Genomic DNA, 22,963 nt, shown 5'->3' on the forward strand with positions numbered 1-22,963 from the left:
TCAGCCAGTAATCTTCAGAAGTCTTTCTTGCGGAAACTGTCGACGATGCCGTCGCCGACGAGACAGGCGAGATTGCCCCAGGTCGGCTCAACAGCGAAACGCGACATGTTCTCAGCCATGTTGTCGAACGCCTTGCGGTTGGTGTTCATCATGTGACCTGCTGACATGAAGTTCGCCTCGATGATCGACTTCTCGACGTTCTCGTAGTTCAGCAAGTTACCGAAGTTCCCGACGCCCGAGACGAACTCTTTGCCCTCTTCGTTGCCACCCCAGGTCAGATAGGGGCTGAGGAAGATGAAGGGCGGCATGGTGTTGATGGCGATGCCGCCATACTCCATGTCGGTGACGGCCTGATCGAGGACCGCGCGATGCGCTTTCGCCGTGTCATCGTCGATGATGATCGCACTGCCGAGGGTGCCGAGCAGCTCATTGTTGCAGAACTCAACAGCCTTCGGCAGGAAATCCGCCGCGTTGGCGAGCACGTCGAGCGGCACCTCGTCGATGACTAGCGTGAAGGCTTCATGCGTGCAGGCGTACCCACCCGGCTCAACACCTGTGATCAGTATCACTTCGCTGTTGGGGTGCTTTCCGCCCTCGGGCCTAAGTACTTTGGCGTCTGGGTAGGCGTCGCGAAATCCCTCGATCACCTTGTCCGAACCGGGGTAGTAGATACCCGTCGCCGGTGTCTGATCCTCCAACGCCCTTGCCAAGGCATCGAGAAATGCTTGCCGTTGTGGCCAGTGTTTCGATGTCACGAGTGTCTGGATACGTCCGCAAACCGCGCCGCCGTTCAGCTTTGACATAGTCGCGATCTGCACCGCCTGATGTTCGATCTCCTTATCGGTCCAGGGTCGGTCGCCAGGCACGATGATGCAGGGATTGTTGCCACCGCATTCGGAGATGAGCGGCGTGTCGGTGGCGGACATGATCGCTTGTGCGGTGCCGGTTCCGCCTGTGAAATAGATCTTCGACAACCGTGGATCGACCGTCAGATCACGGCCTTGATCCGAGGCGCAAAAACTCAGCACCCCATGATCAATCAGAGGCTGCATGATCTTGGCCCAGACCGCGTCGGTTTCTTCATTCAGGTGATGCGGCTTGTGCACGACGGCGCAGTTTTCAAAGAACATCGCCTTCATCATCTCAAGTGAGGACGAGTAGTTGCCTGCTCCCAACACAGCGATGATGCCTGCAGGCTTGTCCATCGGGTTGACCTGCTTCGGTTCCCCTTTGACCCGGATGCGATCCTTGCGGTCTGCATACATCAACTTGTCTTTCCGGGCTTGCGGGAAGACGTAGATGTCATAGAGATCATCCCCGACCTTCTCGACCTTGATCGGCTGAAGCATCTTGCCTTCGACTATCGCCTCATAGAGGTCGATGGCCGCTGTCACGGTGTTGGCCATGGGCACAACCGTGCCGACCTTCGACACCGGGTCGGAGTAGAGCGCCACTCCAAGAATATCGTTCTTCATCTTGCTATCGGCGGCGGCGAGATCATTGCCGTAGCGCTTCATGTTCTCGCGCACTTGCTCGAGCAGATGAAGGCGCTCTGCAGGCGGCGTGTCCGCCCATTTCTGCGGATCAAGTTGGTCTATGGCGTCTTTGGCTTTCATGAGAGCTTCTCCCGGTATCTATCTGTCGATCCCGACCTTGGCCTGGACCGCGATGGTCGGGATACCAGTGAGATAGACGCTTGGGAGGTGCACATCATTCGCCGGACGCGCCAATCGATTGACATAACGCGCCACTCTACCTTGCAGTAATTCGAAGCCGCTGGGATGATCTTCAGTTTCAATAAGACACATCTTCAGGATGTGCCTGAATTTCCCACGAGGCAGGTGCTCTCCCCAATAATGCCGAAACGCCCACAGCAAATGGCGACTTGCAGAAAACGATACTGGAATTGATTTCTTCATCATTTCATGATTTCATGAAATGATGAAAAATAATATTACTCAGGTTCTTTCTGCAATTGCCCATGATGGGCGTTTGTCGCTTATGCAAGAACTCCTAAACCGTGGTGAGCGCGGTGAGATCGCTGGCGGTCTAGCGCAAGCACTTGCCATCAATGCGACGACCGCATCGGTACAGCTTCAAACACTTGCTCAGGCGGGGTTGGTTACGTCGCGCCGTGTTGGAAGAAACGTCATCTATAAAGCGAATACGGAAACCATGAGACGACTTGTATACCATCTCAACGCACTCTGTTGCCGCCCTGACGCCTGCTGCAAATGCTGCGAAAAAAGGACGTCTCGGAACGGCTCGGATAAGTGACACTGCTTTCCACTTCAACTGCAGTTGTTCTTGGCGCTCTTGCGCTCTTGCATGTCCTATGGGGTGCACGGATTTGGTGGCCGATCAGGAACGAGAAAGCCCTCGCGCGGGCAGTCACGGGGTTCCCGAAAGTCTCGACCATGCCACCTACTGTCGCTTGCCTTCCCGTTGCAATCGCTTTGCTACTTGCGGCATGGCTAGCGATTGCTTTGAATGGGGAGGGTCCTGCGGCTCAAAGTCAGATACTGACGGTCCTTGGCGTTATGGCAGCGACGGTGTTTCTTTTACGGGGTTTGTTCGGCTATTTGCCATTTTGGGCACGGCTTACCTCTGAACAGCCCTTCCGCGCGCTGGATGTGGTGCTTTACTCACCTCTGTGTCTTGCGCTCGGGAGTTCGTTTCTGGTCCTGGCATAAAGTCTACCTTGCGGGATGCTATGGTGCCCCTTGGTGGAAGTCTCCTTCGTCCCGAGAACTGCGCGCCCAATCTCATGCAGTTCTTGCGGTTGCGGCGATCGTCAGCCCTTGGAGACCTCAAGTCCGCGCACAGTCGATGCATATGTTCTGCTGACAGGGAGTTCTCGCCCATCCATGAGCTTTGCAAAGAGTTTGCCCTTGCGCCTGACAAGGCCACGGTAGGCGTCCGTTGCGATCCAGTGTGAGCGGTGTATGCGCACCCCGCCATAGCTGCCGGCTTCTTCCATCGCGTCACCAAGCGACATCAAGATCATCGTCGTGCCTTTTGTCGTGGTCACTTCGACGTAGTGATCCTGCATCGAAAACGAGACTAACTCCTTACCCAGTTCAAACGGCAGCCGATCCAGAAAAGGTGCTGGCGACCGGTCGGTTTGCGGCATTTTGCCGATACGCTGATTTATTCGGAAATACATCGTGGTCACGATCAGACCGCAAACCACGACAATATTCAGGGCAAAGTGAACAATCGGGATTGGGTCACGCTCGGGACGAAGCCACTCTTCAACCGCTTGCACACCCCACGCGATCGGAGCTGTTGCAATGGCGACGGCCAGTGCCGCCCTTGCCGCACCGGGCCAGTCATCCAGATCGGGATGTCGCAGAACCAGTGTCATGGACGCAATTATTGCCACCCAGCCAACGGCGAGTGCGAGGCTCCAATACAAGATGCGGTCAGGGGTTTGCAGCGAGAATGTCCCAAATGGGCCAAGCGTCGTAAGAACGGCAACCGCAATCAGGTACGCGAGGCATTGCTCTCGCCACTTCCAGATCTTGAGCTCCCAAACTGTTCTTCTGAGAAAGGTGTAGTTCACGAAGAAATCCCTGCATTTGACGCATCCGGTGTTGATCAGCGACCGGATGTAGCAGTTGTTCGCGAAAACCAGCGAAAATTCAACGGAGCGCAACGATGGACGGCATCAACTGGGTCTTGATGATCTTGATCGGCGGTGTGGCGGGACTGCTTGCCAGCCGCATCACAAACACCACACACAGTGTCGCAGGAAACGTGGTTCTGGGTATCCTGGGAGCGGTCGGCATGAACGCGCTTCTTCAATCCGCGTTTGGTGTCCATCTTGGTGGGTTCATCGGCCAGTTTGTGACAGCGATGCTTGGCGCCGCCGGGATCATTCTTGTGTTTCAGTTCATCCGCAACAACCGCACATAGCATTTCAGTCTTTGGAGCCAAGATGAAAGCCTACATCGTCGCACATGTATTTTTGCTGCCGTTTCTCGTTTTCACCATTCTCGCACCTTTCGGTTATCCGTTGCTCGGCGCGGTACTTGGCGTCGTGATTGGTGTGGTTGCTTGCGCAATGCGCTACGGGGCGACGATCCCGCCAGCGTTCATGGCGGCTCAAGTTCTGGGCGTGTTCACAGTCCTCGTCATCTTGCTGCTGGTGCCTGATCTGAAGGAAATCAATGGGCTGGCGATTGTGTTCGCATTCCTTGCAGGTGGTGCCTTGATCAGTGTTGTTCAGCGCAAGCCGTGGACAGCCGAGTTGTCTGCTGCCGACGTCGGAGATTTTGCAACGCATCCCGCGTTCATCAAATCGAACATTCTGTTCTCTGCCATGTGGATGGTGATCTTTGGGTGGTTTGCTTTTGCGAACTGGCAAGAGCTTTCGCCATGGTTTCGGTGGGTTCCGATGATCGTCGGGGGCATAATCACTGTTGTTGGCCCAAAGGTTCTCATGAACATCGGGATCACGCGTGGAATCGTGCCGCCGCGACAATAAAGGGTCTACCCAATGCAGTCGTGGGCGCAGTTGCAGCGAAAGTCTCAAATGTCCCGCAGACTGTGAGTCTGGCTACCTTTGGATTTCGCTATCACGGCGAATGACCTCAAAGCGGGTTGCGACCGCAGCATCTGACTTGGCTGTTGGATGACCGCAATATCTGCAAACCGCGAGTTAAACGAAGCCCAGAGTTCGCGTGCGCAGCGAATGACCGCAAAGCGGGCTGCGTCTGCAGCATTCTAAGACCGTGCTCAAGGTCGGCTTAGGGCCGCGAGTAACAGCTAACCAACACCCAAGAAGTTGGAACTAATTTCTAGCTCCAGCAACTGATCAGCAGCTCAAGCACTGTTTTCGTTTCCAATAGGAGAATTTTTTGGGGTGCCTTCCAGTGTCGAACGTCCACCTTGTTTCTGGTCCAACTGTGACGGTTGGGTCAGGTTCGTGTGACGTTCAACAGCAGAAAAGTGGCGGACCGAGGAGGATTCGAACCCCCGACCCCTTGATTCGTAGTCAAGTACTCTATCCAGCTGAGCTATCGGTCCGCGTTGGTGAGGCGGTGTTTAGACCTGCTGCCCGAGACGTGCAAGCCGATTCTTCAAAAAAAAATCAAAAAGTCATATCCCCGCGCGGAAGGCTGATTTCAAAGACTGTTCCCTCGGGTCCGGTCTCTTTCAAAACCAGGTCCCCGCCATGGCCGCGCACCAGCTCCTGCGAGATTGCCAGCCCCAGACCCGAGCCACCCTTTCGGACCCCACCCTGAAAAGGTGTAAACAGGTTTTCGCGCGCCTTGGGGGGAAGACCCGGCCCCGTGTCGCGGATTTCGATGCACCAAGCATCGTCGTATTCACACCCCGCAATCGTAATCCGGCCAGGTTTTCCCGAGGTAACCAGAGCCTGTCTTGCGTTGCGCACGAGGTTCATGATGACGCGGTACAATTGTTCGGGGTCGGCGCGGGCCACAAGCGCGTCCGGCACTTCGTTCACGATTTCGACGCAGGCATCGGCGACGGCGAGTTGTTCGCTGGCCGCGACATCCGCCGCGATTGCGCGGATCGGAACCATAGTCAGAGTGGGCGCGGGTTCTTCCGCGCGGCCAAAGGCCAATGTGCTTTCACAAAGGGACACGGCCCGGGTGATGGAATTCACCAGTTTCGGCGCCATCCGCCGCACCAGCGGATCATCGCTGGCCTCGATCCGGTCGGTAAACAGCTGCGCCGACGTCAGGATATTGCGCAGGTCATGGCTGACTTTGGCGACGGCCCCCCCAAGCTGCGCCAGCCTTTCCCGCTGTTTGAGCGCCTGGGTCAGGTCCGTTTGCAGCATCTTCAGTGCCTCCTCGGCCTCTCGCAACTCCGTCACCTTCGAGTTCGGCGAGATTATGCCACGCGCGTCCTCTGGCGCACTGGCATAGCGTTGCATGTAGCCGACGACGCTTTTGATGGGCCGCACAAGTACGACTCGCACGGCGAGAAACAGAAAAAACGCTGTGATGATGGAGATCACAAAGGACAAACCGAGAATACGCAACCCGTAGTCAATCATCGCCGTTCGCAACGGCATGCTATCCATGGTGACTTCGATCAGAAGGCCCGCCCCCTTGACCGGTTCTCCGATGACCCGGATGACTTCGTTTTCGGGTTTGAGAAAGCGGCTAATCGCATCCCGGATCAGAATCCAGGGGCTTGCATCCCGCAAATCGAACGTGTCGGCGATTGGATCGGGAATCGGCGACGACAGCATCAGTTGCCGAACCTCATCCCGTCGCAATACGACATTGTAGACGCCTGCGTTTTCCAGCAGTTCTGCCTCAAGATCTTCGGCCAGCATGTCGTCCGCCAGCAAAGCCAGCGAGGCGATCTGCGCGCGTTCGAGCCTGTTCAGCAGAAAGTCCTCGCGGAACCGGGCGATCGACGGCACAAAGATCAGAACCTCGGCCAACATGACGAAGACCGTCGTCAGGATCAGAAATCGGCCCGACAGCGAGTTCAATTTGCGCCCCTCCTCAGGTCAGGGAATCCAGCGCTGGACGAATCTGACCACTCGTTTAACTGTCTGATTCTCAAACAGCCTTGGCGAGAAATAAGCACCCGCCACACGTTTGTTAAGCTCTCCGATCGTCGGATAGGGTGAAACCATGGCGGCGATCTGCCCCATCTTCAGGTTATTGGCCAAAGCCAACGACCACAAGTTGATCAACTCACCCGCCTGATGCCCGACGATTGTGGCGCCGACGGGTCGGCCTTTCACGACCATGACCTTGACGAAGCCTTTGGTTTTGCGCTCGGCAGTCGCCCGGTCATTGTGGAGATAGTCAAAGCGGGCGATTTCGAGCTTTTCTCCATGCGCCTCGCGGGCCTGAGCTTCGGTCAGTCCGACCTGGGCCAGCTCTGGATCCGTATAGGTGGCCCAAGGGATATGTGCCGTTTTCGCCTTGGACGGCAGACCGAACAGGGCCGAACGAATGATGACACCTGCATGATACCCTGCAACATGGGTGAATTGCAGGCCACCCGTTACATCTCCGATCGAATAGACGCAGCGATTGGCCGTGCGCAACGCGTCATCCGTTCTGATGCCGGTTTTTGTGCGTTCAATTCCGGCTGCTTCCAGGTTCAGACGCTCGATATTGGCTTTGCGACCGGCAGCGATCAAAAGATGAGAGCCCCGGTGAATTTCACCGTTTTCGGCAACGACCTCCACAGCGCCCTCTGTTCCGTGCACCTGAGCGATCATGGCGTTTTCCCGGATGTCCACGCCTTCACTGCGCAGGGTATCCAGCACCACGGAGGCAGCCTCGGGATCGTCTTTGCCCAAGGCTTTGAACCCTTCGACGACCGTCACCTTGCTGCCGAGGCGTATATGGGCCTGCGCCATCTCCATCCCGATCGGGCCGCCCCCGATGATCAGCAGGTGATCTGGCCGCTCTCTCAAGTCAAAGATGGTTTCGTTCGTATAATAGGGCACCGTGTCCAACCCCGGAATCGGCGGCACCAGCGGTGATGAACCGGTCGCGATGACGATGCGACGTGCACAGATGACATGATCCCCGGCCTGCACCTTTTCAGGGGATATGAACGTGCCATATTCGCGAATGACCTTCACGCCGAAGCCTTCGAACCGCTGCTGGCTGTCCATCGGTTCGATCTGCGCGATCACATCATGAACATGATCCTTTACTGCGGCGTAATCGACCTGAGGGATTGTATCAGCGATGCCAAAACGAACGGAATGCGCCTGAGCATGGGCCGCTTTGCCGCTTGCGATCAGCGCCTTCGACGGGACACAGCCGAAATTCAGGCAATCCCCACCCATCTTGTGCCCTTCCAGCAGGACAACATCCGCGCCCATCTGGCTGGCACCCGCGGCGACGGACAATCCTCCGGACCCGGCGCCAATGACCAGGAGGTCGGTTTTCAACTCTTTCATGGTTCAGGTGCCTCTTTTCGCGCGCAGTGCTTTGAAAACGATGGGCAAGGCGGCCAATATACACAACCCGATAATCGGCCCGATCACGAACGGTTCCCACAGCAACGAAACATCAGGCGTTTCCCCACGGTCGAATACACCGCCCAAACCGACCCCGATCCAAGTGTACACGATACCTCCGGGAATGATGCCCAGCGCGGTCGTCAAAAGAAAATTGCGGAACTTCACACCGACCAAAGCCGGCACGAGATTGGCAACAAAGAACGGCACCACCGGCACCAGACGCAGCAGAAACAACACCGAGATTTCGTTTTCCCGCAGACCGTCCTTCAGTTTTCTGACCGTGCCTTCTGATGATTCCAGGCGCGACGTCAGGGCTTCGCCCAAGCCCCAGCGCGCCGCCAGAAAGATCGCCGACGCACCGATGGTGGCGGACACGACATTGAAAACAGTTCCCGCAAAAAGACCGAAAAGAAAACCGCCCGTCATCGAAGCCACCGCGGCACCGGGCAGTGAAAAGGCCACTATGACGATGTATATGGCGACAAAAGCGGCTGCCATGATCCAATAGTGACCGTCCCGCCACGCCAGAAGCGCCTCGCGATTGTCCCGCAAGGTCTCGAAAGTCAGGTAATCCCCAAGCGTGAAAAAGCCGACAACGGCTACGCTCAGGATTACAAGCAGCGGAATGTGGCGTGCGAAACCGTTGCGCGGCGCCTGGCTTGTGTCGGACATCAGATTTTCCGGTTCTTTGTGCTTCATCTTGTGCCCAAGATGCGCTGACTGACGGGCCAGCAATAGGGGGATCACGGGGCCTTGATCTTTGTGGCACCGAATGTGAGGAATTTCGGCGATAAACGGGTATTTTGAAACCTTTTGCCGTTGCCGGTTACAGAATTGTTGCAAAAGCTGCGAAAACCTGGCCGTTGGGGTTTGACTTACCCCCCGCTTGGCAGTAGAGGACGGGCTTCGAACACCACGGGCAGGCGAATCCGCGCCGCACCCGACCGCATAGATTGGAGACGGAGCGATGAAACGCACCTATCAGCCTTCGAACCTGGTTCGCAAACGCCGCCACGGTTTCCGCGCGCGCATGGCCACTAAGGCCGGCCGCAAGATCCTGAATGCACGCCGCGCACGCGGCCGCAAATCGCTGAGCGCGTAAACCGCTCACCGATCAGGTTATGAACATGACGCCGCCGGAGGCCCCTGAGGTTGGTAGGAACCACCCCGGGAACAAGCCCCCGGCGGCGTCCGTTTGTGCATCTGCACCCCTGACCGTTCTCAAGAAACGGTCCGACTTTCTGAAAGCGGCGCGTGCCCGCCGACAAGGCACGTCTTCGATGATGGTGCAGGCCCGCAAGCGTGGCCTCGGCGAGGGCATCGGGATTCGCGTGGGGTTCACCTGCTCGAAAAAAGTGGGCAATGCCGTGGCCCGCAACCGCGCCAAGCGCCGTCTGCGCGAAGCCGCGCGGGCCGTGTTGCCCGAAGCTGGCCGCGACGGGTGGGATTACGTTCTGATCGGCCGTGCCGAAGTTACCGCCAACCGCCCCTATGACGCATTGTTGGACGACCTGCGCTATGCGCTCCGCAAGGTGCATGCGGCTGAAAAATGACCTTCCTGTCCCATATCGTCGCCCTGCCTGTTCGGGCGTATCGGCTGATCTTCAGCCCATGGGTCGGTTTCAACTGTCGCTACCAACCCACCTGTTCCGCCTATGCGCTTGAGGCGCTGGAGAAACACGGGGCGGTCAAAGGATCCTACTTGGCCGCTCACCGGATCTGCCGTTGCCACCCTTGGGGCGGCGACGGATATGATCCGGTACCTGACGACAAGCATAACGACCCTTCGTCCTGACCCCTCGTCAGACTTGACCGGCAAGTGCCGCGCCTGAACAGTTGGACCTGCACAACCCGAGGTCCCTATGAAATCCCCAGCGCGCGACACCCTGCCAACCCACGATGTCCTGAACCAACCGCCCACGCGCGGCGGCACCGATCTTTGGCTGTCCGATCCGGTCCTGCAAGACGCAGCAAAGACAGCGGGCGCGCGCGCTTTGGAGCTGGCGGCATATGGCAAAACACTCGGAACCGAAGAAACGCGGGAACTGGGTCGGGAAGCCAACCGGCATTTGCCAGAGCTGCGGCTGTTCGATCCCGGCGGCAGGCGCTTGGACGAGGTGCGGTTTCACCCGGCCTATCATCAGATGATGCAGATCAGCCAATCGGCGGGCTATGCCGCACTGGCCTGGGATGGACAACCCGGAGGGCATGCGACCCATGCGGCGATGGTCTATTTGGCCGGACAGGTCGAACCCGGGCATTGCTGCCCGATGACCATGACCTATGCAGCAATCCCTGCACTGGCCGCCAATGAACACATTGCCTCGCTCTGGCAGCCAAAACTCATGGCCCGCCACTATGATCCTTCGAAGGAACCGATCGGTCAAAAGACCAGCGCGACGCTGGGGATGGCGATGACCGAAAAACAGGGCGGTTCGGACATACGCGCCAATACGACCATTGCGGCACGCGACGGGGATCATTGGCGCTTGCGCGGGCACAAGTGGTTCTGTTCCGCGCCAATGTCGGATGGGTTCCTGACACTGGCGCAGGCGCCCGGCGGGTTGACCTGTTTTCTGGTGCCCCGCTGGCTCGAAGGCGAACGCAATGCGATCCACCTGATGCGCCTGAAAGACAAGCTGGGCAACAAATCCAACGCATCCTCGGAAATCGAGTATCATGACGCGCTGGCCTATCAGTTGGGCGAAGAAGGCGCGGGCGTGCGCACCATACTGGAAATGGTGCACCACACGCGGCTTGATACAGCCATGGCACCGGCCGGGCTGATGCGTGCCGCGCTCAGCGCAGCGCATCATTGGGTGGAACACCGCAGCGCATTTCAGCGCCAATTGATTGATCAACCGCTGATGCGTGCGGTCCTGTCCGACCTTGTTCTGGACTGGGAAGGCGCTGTGACCTTGGGAATGCGTGTGGCGCAGGCATTTGACGGCCAGACACCCGAAGACAAGGCCTTTGCCCGGATCGGCGTCGCATTGGCCAAATTCCTGAACAACAAGCGTTGCCCGGTCGTCGTCGTCGAAGCGATGGAAGTGCTGGGCGGCATGGGGTACGTCGAAGACACGCCCTTGCCCCTGATCTATCGTGAAGCGCCCCTGAACAGCATCTGGGAGGGGTCAGGCAATGTGATCTGCCTCGATATCCTGCGCACCCTGACGCGTGAGGCGCTGGCCGCCGAGGTTCTGGGGGCCGAGTTGGATGCGGTAAGAGGCACGGACGGAAGGTATGACGCAGCTCTGACCGCGCATCGCAACCGCTGGCCCGGTCTTCCGCCCGAGGCCGAAGCGCGCTGGTACGCTGAACGTACGGCACTGCTGCTGACGGCCTCGCAATTGCTGCGCCATGCGCCCAGCGCTGTGGCTGACGGCTTTGTTGCCACACGTCTTTCCGATGACAGCGGCCGCATTCCCGGAGCAGTAGCCGGGTTGGATACCGGCGCCCTGCTGGCGCGGCTTGGCTGACCCGCCACTTGCCCGGTTGCGCCATCTGCTGTAGGGGCTGCGCATGTTTGATGATGCAGACGATATCCACCCGCTCTTTGCCGGCGCGCCCTCGACCACCGAGTTCAAGAAACTGCGCAAACGCATCGTGCGCCAAACCCGCGAAGCGATCGAGCAATACGGGATGGTGGACCCGTCCGCCCATGACAAGGACGGCACACCGCCGCGTTGGCTTGTCTGCCTGTCGGGCGGCAAGGACAGTTATACGCTGCTGGCTGTCCTCTACGAACTCAAATGGCGCGGATTGTTGCCCGTCGATCTTCTGGCTTGCAATCTGGATCAGGGACAACCCGGATTTCCGGCAACGGTCCTGCCCGAGTTTCTGGACCGCATGGGTGTGCCACACAGAATCGAGTATCAGGACACATACTCTGTTGTGATGGACAAGGTCCCGCAGGGCCGAACATATTGCGCCCTGTGCTCGCGACTGCGCCGCGGCAACCTGTATCGCATTGCCCGGGAAGAAGGCTGTTCCGCCGTCGTGCTGGGACACCACCGCGACGATATTCTCGAGACGTTTTTCATGAACCTCTTCCACGGAGGCCGACTGGCCACCATGCCACCGAAACTGGTGAATGAAGAGGGCGATCTTTATGTCTTTCGCCCGCTTGCCCACGTCGCCGAAGCCGATTGCGAGAAATTCGCCAAGGCCATGCAGTATCCGATCATCCCCTGCGATTTGTGCGGCAGTCAGGACGGGCTGCAACGGCAGCAGGTCAAACAGATTCTCGATCAATGGGAAAAGAACAGCCCGGGTCGGCGTCAGGTTATGTTCCGCGCGTTAACAAACGCGCGCCCGTCGCACCTGTTGGATGCGAAACTCTTTGATTTTGTTAATCTTTCCGTAAACTCTGACGAAAAATCGGAAAATTTGGAAGAAATACCGCTGCTGCGTTAACGACTGACTCAGACTGGTTTCCTAGGCTCGGCATACCATTCATGCCCAAGGTCAGGACCCGATGCGGAATCATCCTTTCGTCGACCGTATTATTGAAGCTTTTGGAAACGTGGCATACGGCCCAGCCTTTCTGGCCTTTGTTCCGGCAACAAGCCTGGGGGCGTTCTGGCTTGGCGGTGAACGCGCTTTGATCGCGGTCGCGCTGGGCTTGCCCCTGATGATTGCCGGCATAGGGGCAATGGCCCCCAACCCGGCAAACAGGAAACGGCAACAGGGTGGCCTGCTGCCGAATGACCAGTTCGAAACCGTTCTGTCTGAGGTGCTCTGGGATAGTCGCCGCAAAGGTGAAACGTCGGCCTGTTTCGCTGTGATCCTGGACGACTATATGCAAATGCTCGATCTGCATGGCCAAGCAGCAGCGAACCATGTGGCGCAGCAATTCTGTTTGCGCATCATGTCCATGATCCGCGCCATTGACTCCGCAACCCGGATCGATGGAAACAAGATGATGGTTGTTCTGCACCCGACGCAACAGCTTGATCTGGAAACCTGCATTCAGATGTCGGGACGAATGCAATCTTCTGTCGAAGACCCAATCATGCTGAACGGAACCGGAGTTTACATGTCCTGCTCCATCGGTTTCTGCCTCAGCAGCAATGTCCCCGACGGCACCGCGACAGACTGGTGCAACGCTGCTAACAACGCGCTGCAAGAAGCACAGCAAAACGGGCCGTCAACGATTCGTGCCTTTTCGTCCGAAACACGTCGCCGAGCTCAGGTCAGAACCAATCTGCGCAAGGAATTTGAGGCGGCGCTGGAAAGCGGTGAAATTCGACCATGGTTTCAACCGCAGATCTCGACGGATACCGGGCGTGTGTCCGGGTTCGAGGCTCTGGCCCGCTGGGAACACCCGGCAAAGGGAGTGCTGGGCCCCAATATCTTTCTGCCCTTTGCCGAACAGGCAGAGTTGATGGGCAAACTGGGACAGGCGATGCGGCATCACGCCTTTTGCGCAATGCGCGAATGGGATCGCGCCGGTCTGACCGTACCACGCATCGGCATCAACTTCTCGTCGGACGAATTGCGCGACCCGGGGCTGATCGACCGCCTGAAATGGGAATTGGATCAATGCGATCTGACCCCGGACAGATTGGCGGTCGAAGTATTGGAGACCGTGTTTTCCAGAGGACCGGATGACGTAATCACCCGCAATGTCACGGGCTTGGCCGCGATGGGGTGCTGTATCGATCTGGACGATTTCGGCACAGGGCATGCCTCGATCGCTTCAATCAAGCGGTTCAACGTGTCCCGGATCAAAATCGACCGTTCTTTCGTGACAAAGGCGGACCAGGACCCAAGCCAGCAGCAGTTGGCCAGCGCAATTCTGACCATGGCAGAACGGCTGAATCTGGAAACCCTTGCTGAAGGCGTCGAGACGCCCGGAGAACACGCCTTGATGGCGCAATTGGGATGTGACCATGTTCAGGGGTTTGGCATCGGCAAGCCCATGCCTTTCGAAAAAACCGAGGACTGGATCACGTCTCATCGCGACAAGATCGACGGAATGCCCAAAATCGGGCGGCAAACGGGCTGAAGAACCGGAAACTGCGCCACAGAAGACCAATCCGTGACGAAATAACGAGCGATTCCGCTTGACCTTTGGGCCTGCACTCTGTTGAACCCTGCGGGTGTCTTTCACTGCTCAAGGTGGCTGTCCCAGATGGACGATCAGAACAAGAATCTCATCCTCGCAACCGCGCTCAGCTTTCTCGTGATCCTGGTCTGGTTCGTGCTGTTCCCTCCGCCGGAACAGACGCCAACCACGGAACAGGCTGAAATCGCCAGCATCGAAGGGAATGAGGTTCAGACGCCCAGCGCCGCTGATACCGGAACGGTCGGCGAAGCAACTGCAAGCGCCACTGAAGCCGAAGCCGAGGCGCCCCGCGTGAGCATCGACACGCCCCGCCTGACGGGCAGCCTGTCGCTTGCCGGTGGCCGAATTGATGAGCTGTCGCTGAAGGATTACAAGGTTTCACTGGCCGAGGATTCTCCGATCGTCGAACTTCTGTCCCCGGTTGGAAGTGACTCTGCCTATTATGCGCTTTATGGCTGGGCCCCCGGCGCGGGCCTGTCGGTCACGGACGTTCCCGGCCCGAACACTCTTTGGACGCTTGAGCAGGGCGAAACTCTGGGTGTTGACACTCCGATCACGCTGGCTTGGGACAATGGTAACGGCCTCACCTTCCGCCGCACCATTGCCGTGGATGAAGACTATATGTTCTCGGTCACCCAGTCGGTCGAGAACGCCACGGACGCCGAGGTCGGCATGGCCCCCTACGGCATTCTGGCACGCCACGGCATGGGCGAAGACGGTGACCTGCCGGGCCTGAAGAACTTCTTTATTCTTCACGAAGGCGTCATGGTCATGGCTGACGGCGTTCTGGATGAGATCGACTATGGCGATGTGCGCGATTTCGATATCGACCCCAATGAACGCGCACAGGCCGAGGTCTATCAGGTCAAAGAAGGCGGCTGGATCGGGTTCACGGATCACTACTGGATGACCACCCTGATCCCGGCCGAGGGTGCAGCGTTCAAGGCCGCTGCCAAATACGATTCACGTCGCAAAATTTATCAAACGGAAACGGTGCTGCCGACACTGACAGTCGCGCCCGGTACAACGGAAGAGGTCACGACCAGACTGTTCGCCGGTGCCAAGGAGTGGGAAACCATCCGGGAGTATCAGGCGGAAGGTGTTCAGAAGTTCATCGACAGCATCGACTGGGGTTGGTTCTACTTCCTGACCAAGCCGATCTTCTGGCTGCTGCACAACATCAATGCCCTGATTGGAAACATGGGCTGGTCAATCATCGGCCTGACGCTGATCATAAAGGCCATCTTGTTCCCGCTTGCCTTCAAGTCCTACGTCTCGATGGCAAAGATGAAGGAATTGCAGCCGCAAATGGAGGCCCTAAAAGAAGCCGCAGGCGATGATCGCCAGAAAATGCAGCAGGGCATGATGGAGCTGTACAAAAAGGAAAAGGTGAACCCTGCCGCAGGCTGCTTGCCAATTCTGTTGCAAATTCCGATCTTCTTCTCGCTGTACAAGGTGATTTTCGTGACGATCGAACTGCGTCAGGCCCCATGGTTCGGCCCGTTCCAGGACCTGAGCGCACCTGATCCAACCTCGATCTTCAACTTCTTTGGCTGGCTGCCATGGGCCGGGCCGCAACCTGACAGCCTGATGGCGCTGATCTTCATCGGTATTCTGCCGCTGCTGCTGGGTATTTCGATGTGGTTGCAGCAGAAACTGAACCCGGCGCCAACCGATCCGACGCAGGCCATGATCTTTGCCTGGATGCCTTGGGTCTTCATGTTCATGCTGGGTGGTTTCGCCAGTGGTCTGGTCGTGTACTGGATCGCGAACAACACGATCACGTTCACACAGCAATATCTGATCATGCGCAGCCAGGGCTATAAGCCGGATGTATTCGGAAACATAAAGTCCGGTTTCAAGCGGACGCCAAAAACGGACAACAAATGAGCGGAACGGTCTCAAGCCTTTGGCGCCACCCGATCAAAAGCCATGGGCGAGAAGCCCTGAGCCAAGTCACACTCATCCCCGGGCAGACCATGCCCGGGGATCGCGTTTGGGCGGTCGCTCATGAGGCCGCCAAAACCGATGGTTCGGAATGGGCACCCTGTTTCAATTTCAGCCGCGGTTCAAAAGCGCCTCAGTTGATGGCCATTTCGGCCGAATTGCAGGGCGACCGGGTTACATTGCGCCACCCGCAGCGACCGGATCTCAGCGTTGCGCCGGACACCGAACAAGAAGCTTTTCTGGACTGGGTAAAGCCACTTATGCCGGCGGACCGCGCTGCATCTGCCCGGATCGTTCGGGTTCCGGGGCGCGGTATGACGGACAGCGACTTTCCATCGATCAGCCTGTGCAACATGGCATCGCATCGCGCAGTCGAACAGAAGCTGGGCCAGACTCTGTCCATTGTTCGGTGGCGCGGCAATATCTGGTTCGAAGGTCTGCCGTTGTGGGATGAGTTTGACTGGCTGGGCCGGGACCTGCGCATTGGCGAGGCCGTGCTTCGCGTCCGCGAGCGGATCACGCGATGTATGGCCACCACCGCCAATCCCGAAACCGGTGAGAGGGACGCAGACACCCTGCGCGCCCTGAACAGCTGGGACCATCAGGATTTCGGCGTTTACGCCGAGGTCGTTCAGGGCGGCGAAATCCGCGTCAACGATGAGGTGCAGGTGCTATGACCACGCTTCCCTTCCCCCTGGCCGAAGACCCGGATGAATTCGCCCTGGAGCGAGGCCGCAAGCTGTTTGCAGGCCCGTCCGAGTTCGTCAAAGGCGTTGTCGCCATGAATGGCCTGCCCGCACCTGACCGGTTGGAAGTCTGTTTTGCGGGGCGTTCGAACGTGGGCAAATCCAGCCTGATCAATGCCTTGACCGGCACGAAGGGTCTGGCCCGCGCATCCAACACGCCCGGCCGCACGCAAGAGATCAATTTTTTCACCCAAGGCCCTGAACTCTATCTCGTGGACCTGCCGGGCTATGGCTATGCAAACGCCCCGGTGAAAGTGGTCGAGAAGTGGCAGAAGCTGCTGAAACAATATCTCAGCGGGCGCCAGACACTGCGCCGCGCCTTTGTCCTGATCGACTCGCGCCACGGCGTGAAACCGGTCGATGACGAAATTATGAAGTTGCTGGACACCAGCGCCGTGACATTTCAATGCGTTCTGACCAAGGCAGACAAGGTCAAAGCCAAGGATCGTGAAAAGGTTCTGGAACAAACCCGGGCCGCGTTGTCCAAACATCCCGCGGCATTTCCGGAAATCGTGCTTACCTCTTCCGAAAAGGGTGACGGCATCGCGACCCTGCGGTCCATCATTGCGCATCTGGAATAGCTTCACCCTTGGCAGCGTGGGGCAAAGGTCCTAACACGGTTTTCCAGAAGGACTTTAGCAATGAAGACACGAGATATGAACCGGGACTGGATCGCCACCGCAGCCACACTCAACAGCGCCCTGCCCTATCTGCAGCGCTATGACGGAGCCATCGTCGTCATCAAACTTGGCGGACACGCCATGGGCAGCGACGAGGCGATGGAGAGCTTTGCCCGGGACGTGGTTCTGATGCGCCAGGTGGGTGTGAACCCGGTGGTCGTCCACGGCGGTGGTCCGATGATCAATGCAATGCTGGGCAAGTTGGACATTCAATCCGAATTCGTGAACGGCAAGCGAGTGACCGACAAGGCCACGGTTGAAGTGGTCGAAATGGTTCTGTCCGGGCTCGTGAACAAGCGCATCGTACAGGCGATCAATGATCAGGGCGGATCAGCCGTAGGCCTGTCTGGCAAGGACGCAGGCCTGATGGTCTGCGATCAGACGGATGCGTCGCTGGGCTTTGTCGGCACTCCTGCCGAGATGAATCCGAAGATCCTGCATGATCTGTTTTCACATGACGTAATCCCGGTCATCGCCCCGCTTGGTGCAGGCCGCGACGGTGAAACATTCAACGTCAATGGCGACACGGCAGCCGGAGCAATCGCTTCTTCGCTCAAGGCAGACCGTCTGTTGCTGCTGACGGATGTTTCCGGTGTCAAGAACGCGGCGGGCGATGTCGTGACCGAACTCAAGGCCGGTCAGATAAGGGAAATGACCCGCGAAGGCACCATTGCAGGCGGTATGATACCCAAGACAGAAACCGCACTGGACGCCCTGCACAGCGGCGTTCGGGCTGTCGTCATACTTGATGGGCGCGCACCCAATGCCGTGCTGCTGGAGCTGTTCACCGAACATGGGGCCGGGTCGCTGATACGCCCGGACTGACCCCGCAAGAGAGGAGGAGGAGACATGACACATCTTGCACAGCCTTCCTCTGATCCTGACGCGACGCCCTATGAACAGGTTGAAAACGCCGCCCTTGATACTGGTTTGTTGGTCATGGGCGCACTGCATCCTCGCCACGTTGCAGCCAAAGACCTCGAAACCGGCACGCTGATCCTGTTGGGGGCCGGGCCGGAATTCTGGCCCGTACTGAAAGCCTCACCGGAATGGCACCGGGCCGACCCCGTTGACCGATGGTCGAAAAGGGTCGTCGGTCAGATGGCCGAAAGGCTCGGCGCACAGGCGTATTTCCCGTTCGGCGGCCCTCCGTACACGCCATTCATTGACTGGGCACTCAAGTCTGGGCGAACGTTCAGCAGCCCGGTCGGGGCATTGGTGCATGATACCGTTGGGATGATGATTTCCTATCGGGGCGCACTGCATTTTGCCAAAGAGTTCGCCATCCCAACACCTTCCGGCGTGTCGCCTTGCGAAACCTGCGCCGCGCCTTGCACGACGACCTGTCCGGTCAGTGCGCTGAACGCGCAGGAGTTCTATGACGTCGCTGCATGCCACGACCATCTGGGCACTGCTGAAGGTCAGACCTGTATGGCGGGCGGGTGTCTGGCCCGCCTTGCCTGCCCTCTGAGCGCGGGCGCAGGACGCGACCCGGAACAATCGGCCCATCACATGAAAGCCTTTCATCCGTCATGACCCGAATTCTGATCCTGACACGTCATGCGAAATCCAGCTGGGATAGCCCGGGTCTTGGCGATCATGACCGCCCGCTGAACAAACGTGGACGAAAGTCAGCCCCGGCCATCGCTGCTTGGTTGCGTCACCACGGCTGGTTGCCGGATGAAGTCCTAAGCTCTACATCAACCCGCACCCGCGAGACATGGGATCGCATGGGTTTGCAGGCCGATAAAGTCAGCTTTCACAGCGCGCTCTACCACGCTGATTCAAAGGTCATGCTGCGGGAACTTTCAGGTGCTACGGAACCGGCTGTTTTGATGATGGGCCACAATCCCGGGATCGCCGATTTTGCCAACCGTCTGGTGCGGCAACCGCCAAATCATACACGCTTTTTCGATTATCCAACCTGTGCAACAACCGTCATGTCGTTCGAAATAAACAGCTGGGCCGAGGTCCGATGGCAAACCGGGACAGTGCTGGGGTTCACCATCCCGCGTGAGTTGATCGAATAGAAAAAGGCGGGGCAATACCCCGCCTTCATTTATTCAGCCTTTGTGCAGGTCAGTGACCCAGAATCTGGCTCAGGAACAGTTTGGTCCGCTCGCTTTGCGGGTTGTTGAAGAACTCTTCGGGTTCATTCTGTTCCACGATCTGACCGGCATCCATGAAGATCACGCGGTTGGCGACCTGACGGGCAAAGCCCATCTCGTGCGTCACGCACAGCATGGTCATACCTTCTTCGGCCAGTTCGATCATGGTGTCGAGCACCTCTTTGATCATCTCGGGGTCCAGCGCCGATGTCGGTTCATCGAACAACATGATCCGTGGCATCATGCACAGTGAGCGGGCAATCGCGACACGCTGCTGCTGACCACCTGAAAGCTGACCGGGATACTTGTCGGCCTGTTCAGGGATTTTGACCTTTTCCAGGAAATGCATCGCCCTCTCTTCAGCCTCTTTCTTGGGCGTCTTGCGCACCCAGATCGGGGCCAGCGTACAGTTTTCCAGAATGGTCAGATGCGGGAACAGGTTGAAGTGCTGGAACACCATTCCAACCTCGGACCGGATCTTGTCGATGTTCTTCAGGTCATTCGACAGCTCGATCCCGTCCACCACGATCTTGCCTTGCTGGTGTTCTTCCAGTGCGTTCAGGCAGCGGATCAGGGTGGACTTGCCCGACCCTGACGGGCCCGCGATCACGATCCGCTCGCCCTGATTGACGGTCAGATTGATGTCGCGCAGCACGTGGAAGGACCCGTACCACTTGTTCATGTTGTTGATTTCGATGGCGACCTCGTCGCTCACCTGCATCTTGGAGCGGTCGATTTCGCGGTCAATTGCAAGTTCAGACATGTGTTGAACTCCTTAACGATGATCTGTGGCAAGGCGACGCTCGAGCCACTGAGAATATTGAGAGATGCCGTAACAGACGACGAAGAACAGAAGCGCGGCAAAGCCCAGAAGCTCCCAGTAGACGCCGTTCCATTCAGTCGACGCCAGGATGGGTCCCCGGATCATACCCACCAGATCGAACATCGAAATGACCGAAACCAGTGTCGTATCCTTGAACAGGCCCACGGCCACGTTCACGATCCCGGGGATCGAGATCTTCAGCGCCTGCGGCAGGATGATAAGCCGCATCGCCTGCGGATAATCCAACCCAAGACTGTCTGCGGCCTCGTACTGCCCGCGCGGAAGCGCTGCCAGACCGCCGCGGATCACCTCGGCGATATAGGCGGACGAGAACATGGTGATCATGATCACAACGCGCAGGAACAGGTCGACCGTGCTGTCAGGCGGGAAGAAATAGGCCAGCATCACCGAAGCCACGAACAGCAGCGTGATCAGAGGCACGCCGCGGATGAACTCGATGAAGATGACGCAGACCCACTTGATCAGCGGCATGTTCGACTGTCGCCCCAAGGCCAGTGCGATCCCAAGTGGTACCGACAGCGACACACAGGTCACGCCCAGCATCATGTTCAGCATGAAACCGCCCAAATCACGGCTGGGAACGGCCGTCAGCCACGCGTTTTCTGATGCGCCTTCCGGGATCAGGGCCCCTCCGACGTTCCAGATGACCAGTGCCGTCACAATCGCTCCGAAGAACCCGGCGGCAAAGTTGTTGTTGCCCAGCTTCTGGAAGACACCACCGGCGGCTATGCAGCCAACAAGCGCAACCAGAGGCACGAGGATCGTGCCACCCCAGATCAGCCAGAAAGCCAGGAAAGGATAGACCGCAGTGAACAACAGCATCTTGCGAGGCAAGTCAAAGAACAGCACCGGCGCAATCGCCACCAGCATCAGCACAAAGGCCAGGTTCGGCCGCCAATAGGCATCGACGGGGTACTTGAACCCATAGATCAGCTGCGGCCAGCGTTCCGTCAGAACTGCGAAACAGGCTCCGGTCTTGTCCCCCAGAATCTCGCGGCATTCCGCGAGCGAGTTGGCATTCCACACTCCGTTCAGAATCCATGGCAAGGTATTCTTGAGAAGAATGTAGATCAGGATCAGCGACAGAACTGTCAGGATCGAGTTGACGACCCCTGAAAACAGATTCTCGCGCAGCCATTTGATGACGCCCGTCTCATTTGCCGGCGGCGGTGAGGGCGGGATGGTGCCTTCGGCCACGAAGGCGATCGGGTTTGTTGCTTGATCACTCATGGCTCAGCGCTCCTTCAGCTTGACGGAAGCGTTGTAGATGTTCATCCCCGTCGAAATCAGCAGCGAGGCCGTGAGGTAGAACAACATCAGCAGAAGAACGCATTCAATCGCCCGGCCGGTCTGGTTCAGAGTAATACCACCCAGTGTTGCGGTGATATCCGCATAGCCAACGGCAATCGCGAGAGACGAGTTCTTGGTGATATTCAGATACTGCGAGATCAGCGGCGGGATGATGACCCGCAATGCCTGGGGCAGGATGACCAGTTTCATGATCCGTCCCTGACGCAGGCCCAGCGCGGCGGCAGCCTCGGTCTGACCTTTGCTGATCGCCTGAATACCCGCACGCACGTTTTCCGCGATAAAGGCACCGGTATAGATCGACAGGGCAAACCACAGCGCAATCAGGGGGCCGCCGGCATTCATTCCACCGCTGAAGTTAAAGCGCTTCAGTTCGGGGACATCCCAGGTCAGGCCCATGATGATCATCAACAGCACAAAAGGCACCAGCCAGATTGCCAGTTTCGGCAACAATGTCGCGGGGCGCTCGCCGGTTTCTTCCTGCTTCTTGGTTGCGCGTTTTTCAACTTCGCCACTGACGAACCACGATCCGATCAGGACGGCGATGACCAGCAACCAGTTCAGGGCTGTCGATGCAAACAGGCCATTGGCGAATTCGGGACGCGGAAAATAGATGCCCCGATTGGTAAAGGCAAAGGACCCAAACAGCATTGAAGACGTCGGGTTTTCCCCCCGGAACGCGCTTGGCGCCGGCAGCACGGCCGTCATGATCGTGAAGATGATGATGATCCAGATCAGAACCGGGATGTTCCGGAAGATCTCGACATACACGGCCATCAGCTTCGACACGAGCCAGTTGTTCGACAGTCTCAGAACACCCGCGATCACACCGAAAACAGTTGCAGTGATACAGGCCAGAAAGGCCACAAGCAGTGTGTTCAGCAAACCGACTAGTGCCGCGCGTGCATGCGATGACTGACTGTCATATTCAACAAGACGCTGGTTGATGTCGTACCCGGCTGAATCGCCGAGGAAAGCATAGGAAATATTGAGCCCTGCGGCCCTGAGGTTCTGGATCAGGTTGTTGCCCAGATACCAGATGGAAAGCGCAATGACGATGGCCGCAATCACCTGAAATGTAAGAGAGCGATAGCGGGTATCGTTTATGAGCATAGACAACCGAAAATCAGCTTTCGGTGGGTCAGTCATAGTCGACATATTTTGGGATCCCCGTGGCTTGCGAGCTGTTTCATTTCGGCGAGGTTTTCCCCGCTCTGCATCTGCCCGCAGCAATTTATTGTAGAAAAGGGCGCAGGTTGCCCCGCGCCCTCTTCCATTGATG

At 57.8% G+C, this 22,963-nt stretch carries 23 protein-coding genes and 1 tRNA gene; 14 read left to right on the forward strand and 10 right to left on the reverse strand.

Going from position 1 to position 22,963, the window contains the following annotated elements:
- Window positions 1–14: 14 nt before the first annotated feature.
- The 3 genes from I9185_RS13170 to I9185_RS20605 all read right to left on the reverse strand — a co-directional run bounded on the left by I9185_RS13170 (window position 15) and on the right by I9185_RS20605 (window position 3,565).
- Window positions 15–1,616 (reverse strand): aldehyde dehydrogenase family protein, encoded by a 1,602-nt coding sequence (locus tag I9185_RS13170; RefSeq protein ID WP_210093286.1) that lies wholly within the window; start codon window positions 1,614–1,616, stop codon window positions 15–17.
- 18 nt (window positions 1,617–1,634) lie between these two features.
- Window positions 1,635–1,922, reverse strand: a complete 288-nt coding sequence (locus tag I9185_RS13175; protein ID WP_210093287.1) for a hypothetical protein — start codon at window positions 1,920–1,922, stop codon at window positions 1,635–1,637.
- Between the two features lie 872 nt (window positions 1,923–2,794).
- A complete protein-coding gene (locus tag I9185_RS20605) occupies window positions 2,795–3,565 on the reverse strand; it encodes a LytTR family DNA-binding domain-containing protein (protein WP_209834564.1) in 771 nt (256 codons plus the stop codon).
- Window positions 3,566–3,660: 95 nt separating this feature from the next.
- On the opposite strand from I9185_RS20605, the gene I9185_RS13195 reads away from it, so the two are divergent.
- Together I9185_RS13195 and I9185_RS13200 are read left to right on the forward strand one after the other, a co-directional pair.
- Window positions 3,661–3,918: a GlsB/YeaQ/YmgE family stress response membrane protein gene (locus I9185_RS13195; RefSeq protein ID WP_209834566.1), complete on the forward strand. Its 258-nt coding sequence runs from the start codon at window positions 3,661–3,663 to the stop codon at window positions 3,916–3,918.
- A gap of 22 nt (window positions 3,919–3,940) precedes the next feature.
- Entirely contained in the window at window positions 3,941–4,489 is a 549-nt protein-coding gene (locus tag I9185_RS13200; protein WP_209834568.1) for a hypothetical protein, read from the forward strand.
- Between the two features lie 465 nt (window positions 4,490–4,954).
- Here I9185_RS13200 and I9185_RS13205 read toward each other — a convergent pair.
- The 4 genes from I9185_RS13205 to I9185_RS13220 form a co-directional block, all read right to left on the reverse strand.
- Window positions 4,955–5,031, reverse strand: a tRNA-Arg gene (locus I9185_RS13205).
- 64 nt (window positions 5,032–5,095) lie between these two features.
- Window positions 5,096–6,478 (reverse strand): HAMP domain-containing sensor histidine kinase, encoded by a 1,383-nt coding sequence (locus tag I9185_RS13210; RefSeq protein WP_245223563.1) that lies wholly within the window; start codon window positions 6,476–6,478, stop codon window positions 5,096–5,098.
- Between the two features lie 18 nt (window positions 6,479–6,496).
- A complete protein-coding gene (locus I9185_RS13215; protein ID WP_210093289.1) occupies window positions 6,497–7,915 on the reverse strand; it encodes an FAD-dependent oxidoreductase in 1,419 nt (472 codons plus the stop codon).
- A 3-nt stretch (window positions 7,916–7,918) separates the two neighbouring features.
- Window positions 7,919–8,650: a TVP38/TMEM64 family protein gene (locus I9185_RS13220; RefSeq protein WP_152456930.1), complete on the reverse strand. Its 732-nt coding sequence runs from the start codon at window positions 8,648–8,650 to the stop codon at window positions 7,919–7,921.
- Window positions 8,651–8,945: 295 nt separating this feature from the next.
- Between I9185_RS13220 and rpmH the strand changes: the two genes are divergently transcribed.
- From rpmH to I9185_RS13280, 12 genes are all read left to right on the forward strand, one after another.
- Entirely contained in the window at window positions 8,946–9,080 is a 135-nt protein-coding gene (gene rpmH, locus I9185_RS13225; protein WP_005980833.1) for a 50S ribosomal protein L34, read from the forward strand.
- Window positions 9,081–9,105: 25 nt separating this feature from the next.
- The gene (gene rnpA / locus I9185_RS13230; protein WP_171634743.1) at window positions 9,106–9,531 is read left to right on the forward strand and encodes a ribonuclease P protein component; all 426 of its coding nucleotides are present in this window, start codon (window positions 9,106–9,108) and stop codon (window positions 9,529–9,531) included.
- Window positions 9,528–9,773, forward strand: coding sequence for a membrane protein insertion efficiency factor YidD (yidD, locus tag I9185_RS13235; RefSeq protein ID WP_152456928.1), 246 nt, complete (start codon window positions 9,528–9,530; stop codon window positions 9,771–9,773). The genes rnpA and yidD overlap by 4 nt, the downstream gene beginning before the upstream one ends.
- A gap of 67 nt (window positions 9,774–9,840) precedes the next feature.
- Window positions 9,841–11,457, forward strand: coding sequence for an acyl-CoA dehydrogenase family protein (locus I9185_RS13240; RefSeq protein ID WP_210093290.1), 1,617 nt, complete (start codon window positions 9,841–9,843; stop codon window positions 11,455–11,457).
- 43 nt (window positions 11,458–11,500) lie between these two features.
- On the forward strand, window positions 11,501–12,394 hold the full coding sequence (gene ttcA, locus I9185_RS13245; RefSeq protein ID WP_210093291.1) for a tRNA 2-thiocytidine(32) synthetase TtcA: 894 nt from the start codon (window positions 11,501–11,503) through the stop codon (window positions 12,392–12,394).
- Between the two features lie 61 nt (window positions 12,395–12,455).
- Window positions 12,456–13,988, forward strand: a complete 1,533-nt coding sequence (locus I9185_RS13250; protein ID WP_210093292.1) for a GGDEF domain-containing phosphodiesterase — start codon at window positions 12,456–12,458, stop codon at window positions 13,986–13,988.
- A gap of 126 nt (window positions 13,989–14,114) precedes the next feature.
- Window positions 14,115–15,938 (forward strand): membrane protein insertase YidC, encoded by a 1,824-nt coding sequence (gene yidC / locus I9185_RS13255; protein ID WP_210093293.1) that lies wholly within the window; start codon window positions 14,115–14,117, stop codon window positions 15,936–15,938.
- Window positions 15,935–16,672 carry an MOSC N-terminal beta barrel domain-containing protein gene (locus I9185_RS13260; RefSeq protein WP_171724219.1) on the forward strand — a complete coding sequence of 246 codons (738 nt, stop codon included), beginning with the start codon at window positions 15,935–15,937 and terminating at the stop codon, window positions 16,670–16,672. The genes yidC and I9185_RS13260 overlap by 4 nt, the downstream gene beginning before the upstream one ends.
- Window positions 16,669–17,322 carry a ribosome biogenesis GTP-binding protein YihA/YsxC gene (gene yihA, locus I9185_RS13265; protein ID WP_152456923.1) on the forward strand — a complete coding sequence of 218 codons (654 nt, stop codon included), beginning with the start codon at window positions 16,669–16,671 and terminating at the stop codon, window positions 17,320–17,322. The genes I9185_RS13260 and yihA overlap by 4 nt, the downstream gene beginning before the upstream one ends.
- A 60-nt stretch (window positions 17,323–17,382) precedes the next feature.
- Window positions 17,383–18,246 carry an acetylglutamate kinase gene (argB, locus tag I9185_RS13270; RefSeq protein ID WP_171119631.1) on the forward strand — a complete coding sequence of 288 codons (864 nt, stop codon included), beginning with the start codon at window positions 17,383–17,385 and terminating at the stop codon, window positions 18,244–18,246.
- A gap of 24 nt (window positions 18,247–18,270) precedes the next feature.
- Window positions 18,271–18,957, forward strand: a complete 687-nt coding sequence (locus I9185_RS13275; protein WP_209834584.1) for a ferredoxin — start codon at window positions 18,271–18,273, stop codon at window positions 18,955–18,957.
- Entirely contained in the window at window positions 18,954–19,451 is a 498-nt protein-coding gene (locus I9185_RS13280) for a histidine phosphatase family protein (RefSeq protein WP_171724222.1), read from the forward strand. Before I9185_RS13275 ends, I9185_RS13280 begins: the two co-directional genes overlap by 4 nt.
- 49 nt (window positions 19,452–19,500) lie before the next feature.
- On the opposite strand, the gene I9185_RS13285 is transcribed toward I9185_RS13280, so the two are convergent.
- Genes I9185_RS13285 through I9185_RS13295 form a run of 3 tightly spaced genes read right to left on the reverse strand, consistent with a single transcriptional unit; the run spans window position 19,501 to window position 22,839 of the window.
- The gene (locus I9185_RS13285) at window positions 19,501–20,292 is read right to left on the reverse strand and encodes an amino acid ABC transporter ATP-binding protein (protein ID WP_171724223.1); all 792 of its coding nucleotides are present in this window, start codon (window positions 20,290–20,292) and stop codon (window positions 19,501–19,503) included.
- A gap of 12 nt (window positions 20,293–20,304) precedes the next feature.
- Window positions 20,305–21,603: an amino acid ABC transporter permease gene (locus tag I9185_RS13290; protein ID WP_171119635.1), complete on the reverse strand. Its 1,299-nt coding sequence runs from the start codon at window positions 21,601–21,603 to the stop codon at window positions 20,305–20,307.
- A 3-nt stretch (window positions 21,604–21,606) separates the two neighbouring features.
- Window positions 21,607–22,839 (reverse strand): ABC transporter permease subunit, encoded by a 1,233-nt coding sequence (locus tag I9185_RS13295; RefSeq protein WP_171205994.1) that lies wholly within the window; start codon window positions 22,837–22,839, stop codon window positions 21,607–21,609.
- Between the last annotated feature and the right edge of the window lie 124 nt (window positions 22,840–22,963).

The sequence above is a fragment of the Ruegeria sp. HKCCSP346 genome (genome assembly GCF_017872595.1).
Classification (GTDB): domain Bacteria; phylum Pseudomonadota; class Alphaproteobacteria; order Rhodobacterales; family Rhodobacteraceae; genus Ruegeria.

Excerpts from the sequence above, each read along its gene's own strand:
- I9185_RS13170 (WP_210093286.1), bottom strand. The coding sequence starts at position 1,616 with ATGAAAGCCAAAGACGCCATAGACCAACTTGATCCGCAGAAATGGGCG.
- I9185_RS13175 (WP_210093287.1), bottom strand. The coding sequence starts at position 1,922 with ATGATGAAGAAATCAATTCCAGTATCGTTTTCTGCAAGTCGCCATTTG.
- I9185_RS13195 (WP_209834566.1), top strand. The coding sequence starts at position 3,661 with ATGGACGGCATCAACTGGGTCTTGATGATCTTGATCGGCGGTGTGGCG.
- I9185_RS13200 (WP_209834568.1), top strand. The coding sequence starts at position 3,941 with ATGAAAGCCTACATCGTCGCACATGTATTTTTGCTGCCGTTTCTCGTT.
- I9185_RS13215 (WP_210093289.1), bottom strand. The coding sequence starts at position 7,915 with ATGAAAGAGTTGAAAACCGACCTCCTGGTCATTGGCGCCGGGTCCGGA.
- I9185_RS13220 (WP_152456930.1), bottom strand. The coding sequence starts at position 8,650 with ATGTCCGACACAAGCCAGGCGCCGCGCAACGGTTTCGCACGCCACATT.
- rpmH (WP_005980833.1), top strand. The coding sequence starts at position 8,946 with ATGAAACGCACCTATCAGCCTTCGAACCTGGTTCGCAAACGCCGCCAC.
- rnpA (WP_171634743.1), top strand. The coding sequence starts at position 9,106 with ATGACGCCGCCGGAGGCCCCTGAGGTTGGTAGGAACCACCCCGGGAAC.
- yidD (WP_152456928.1), top strand. The coding sequence starts at position 9,528 with ATGACCTTCCTGTCCCATATCGTCGCCCTGCCTGTTCGGGCGTATCGG.
- I9185_RS13240 (WP_210093290.1), top strand. The coding sequence starts at position 9,841 with ATGAAATCCCCAGCGCGCGACACCCTGCCAACCCACGATGTCCTGAAC.
- ttcA (WP_210093291.1), top strand. The coding sequence starts at position 11,501 with ATGTTTGATGATGCAGACGATATCCACCCGCTCTTTGCCGGCGCGCCC.
- I9185_RS13250 (WP_210093292.1), top strand. The coding sequence starts at position 12,456 with ATGCGGAATCATCCTTTCGTCGACCGTATTATTGAAGCTTTTGGAAAC.
- yidC (WP_210093293.1), top strand. The coding sequence starts at position 14,115 with ATGGACGATCAGAACAAGAATCTCATCCTCGCAACCGCGCTCAGCTTT.
- I9185_RS13260 (WP_171724219.1), top strand. The coding sequence starts at position 15,935 with ATGAGCGGAACGGTCTCAAGCCTTTGGCGCCACCCGATCAAAAGCCAT.
- yihA (WP_152456923.1), top strand. The coding sequence starts at position 16,669 with ATGACCACGCTTCCCTTCCCCCTGGCCGAAGACCCGGATGAATTCGCC.
- argB (WP_171119631.1), top strand. The coding sequence starts at position 17,383 with ATGAAGACACGAGATATGAACCGGGACTGGATCGCCACCGCAGCCACA.
- I9185_RS13275 (WP_209834584.1), top strand. The coding sequence starts at position 18,271 with ATGACACATCTTGCACAGCCTTCCTCTGATCCTGACGCGACGCCCTAT.
- I9185_RS13280 (WP_171724222.1), top strand. The coding sequence starts at position 18,954 with ATGACCCGAATTCTGATCCTGACACGTCATGCGAAATCCAGCTGGGAT.
- I9185_RS13285 (WP_171724223.1), bottom strand. The coding sequence starts at position 20,292 with ATGTCTGAACTTGCAATTGACCGCGAAATCGACCGCTCCAAGATGCAG.
- I9185_RS13290 (WP_171119635.1), bottom strand. The coding sequence starts at position 21,603 with ATGAGTGATCAAGCAACAAACCCGATCGCCTTCGTGGCCGAAGGCACC.
- I9185_RS13295 (WP_171205994.1), bottom strand. The coding sequence starts at position 22,839 with ATGTCGACTATGACTGACCCACCGAAAGCTGATTTTCGGTTGTCTATG.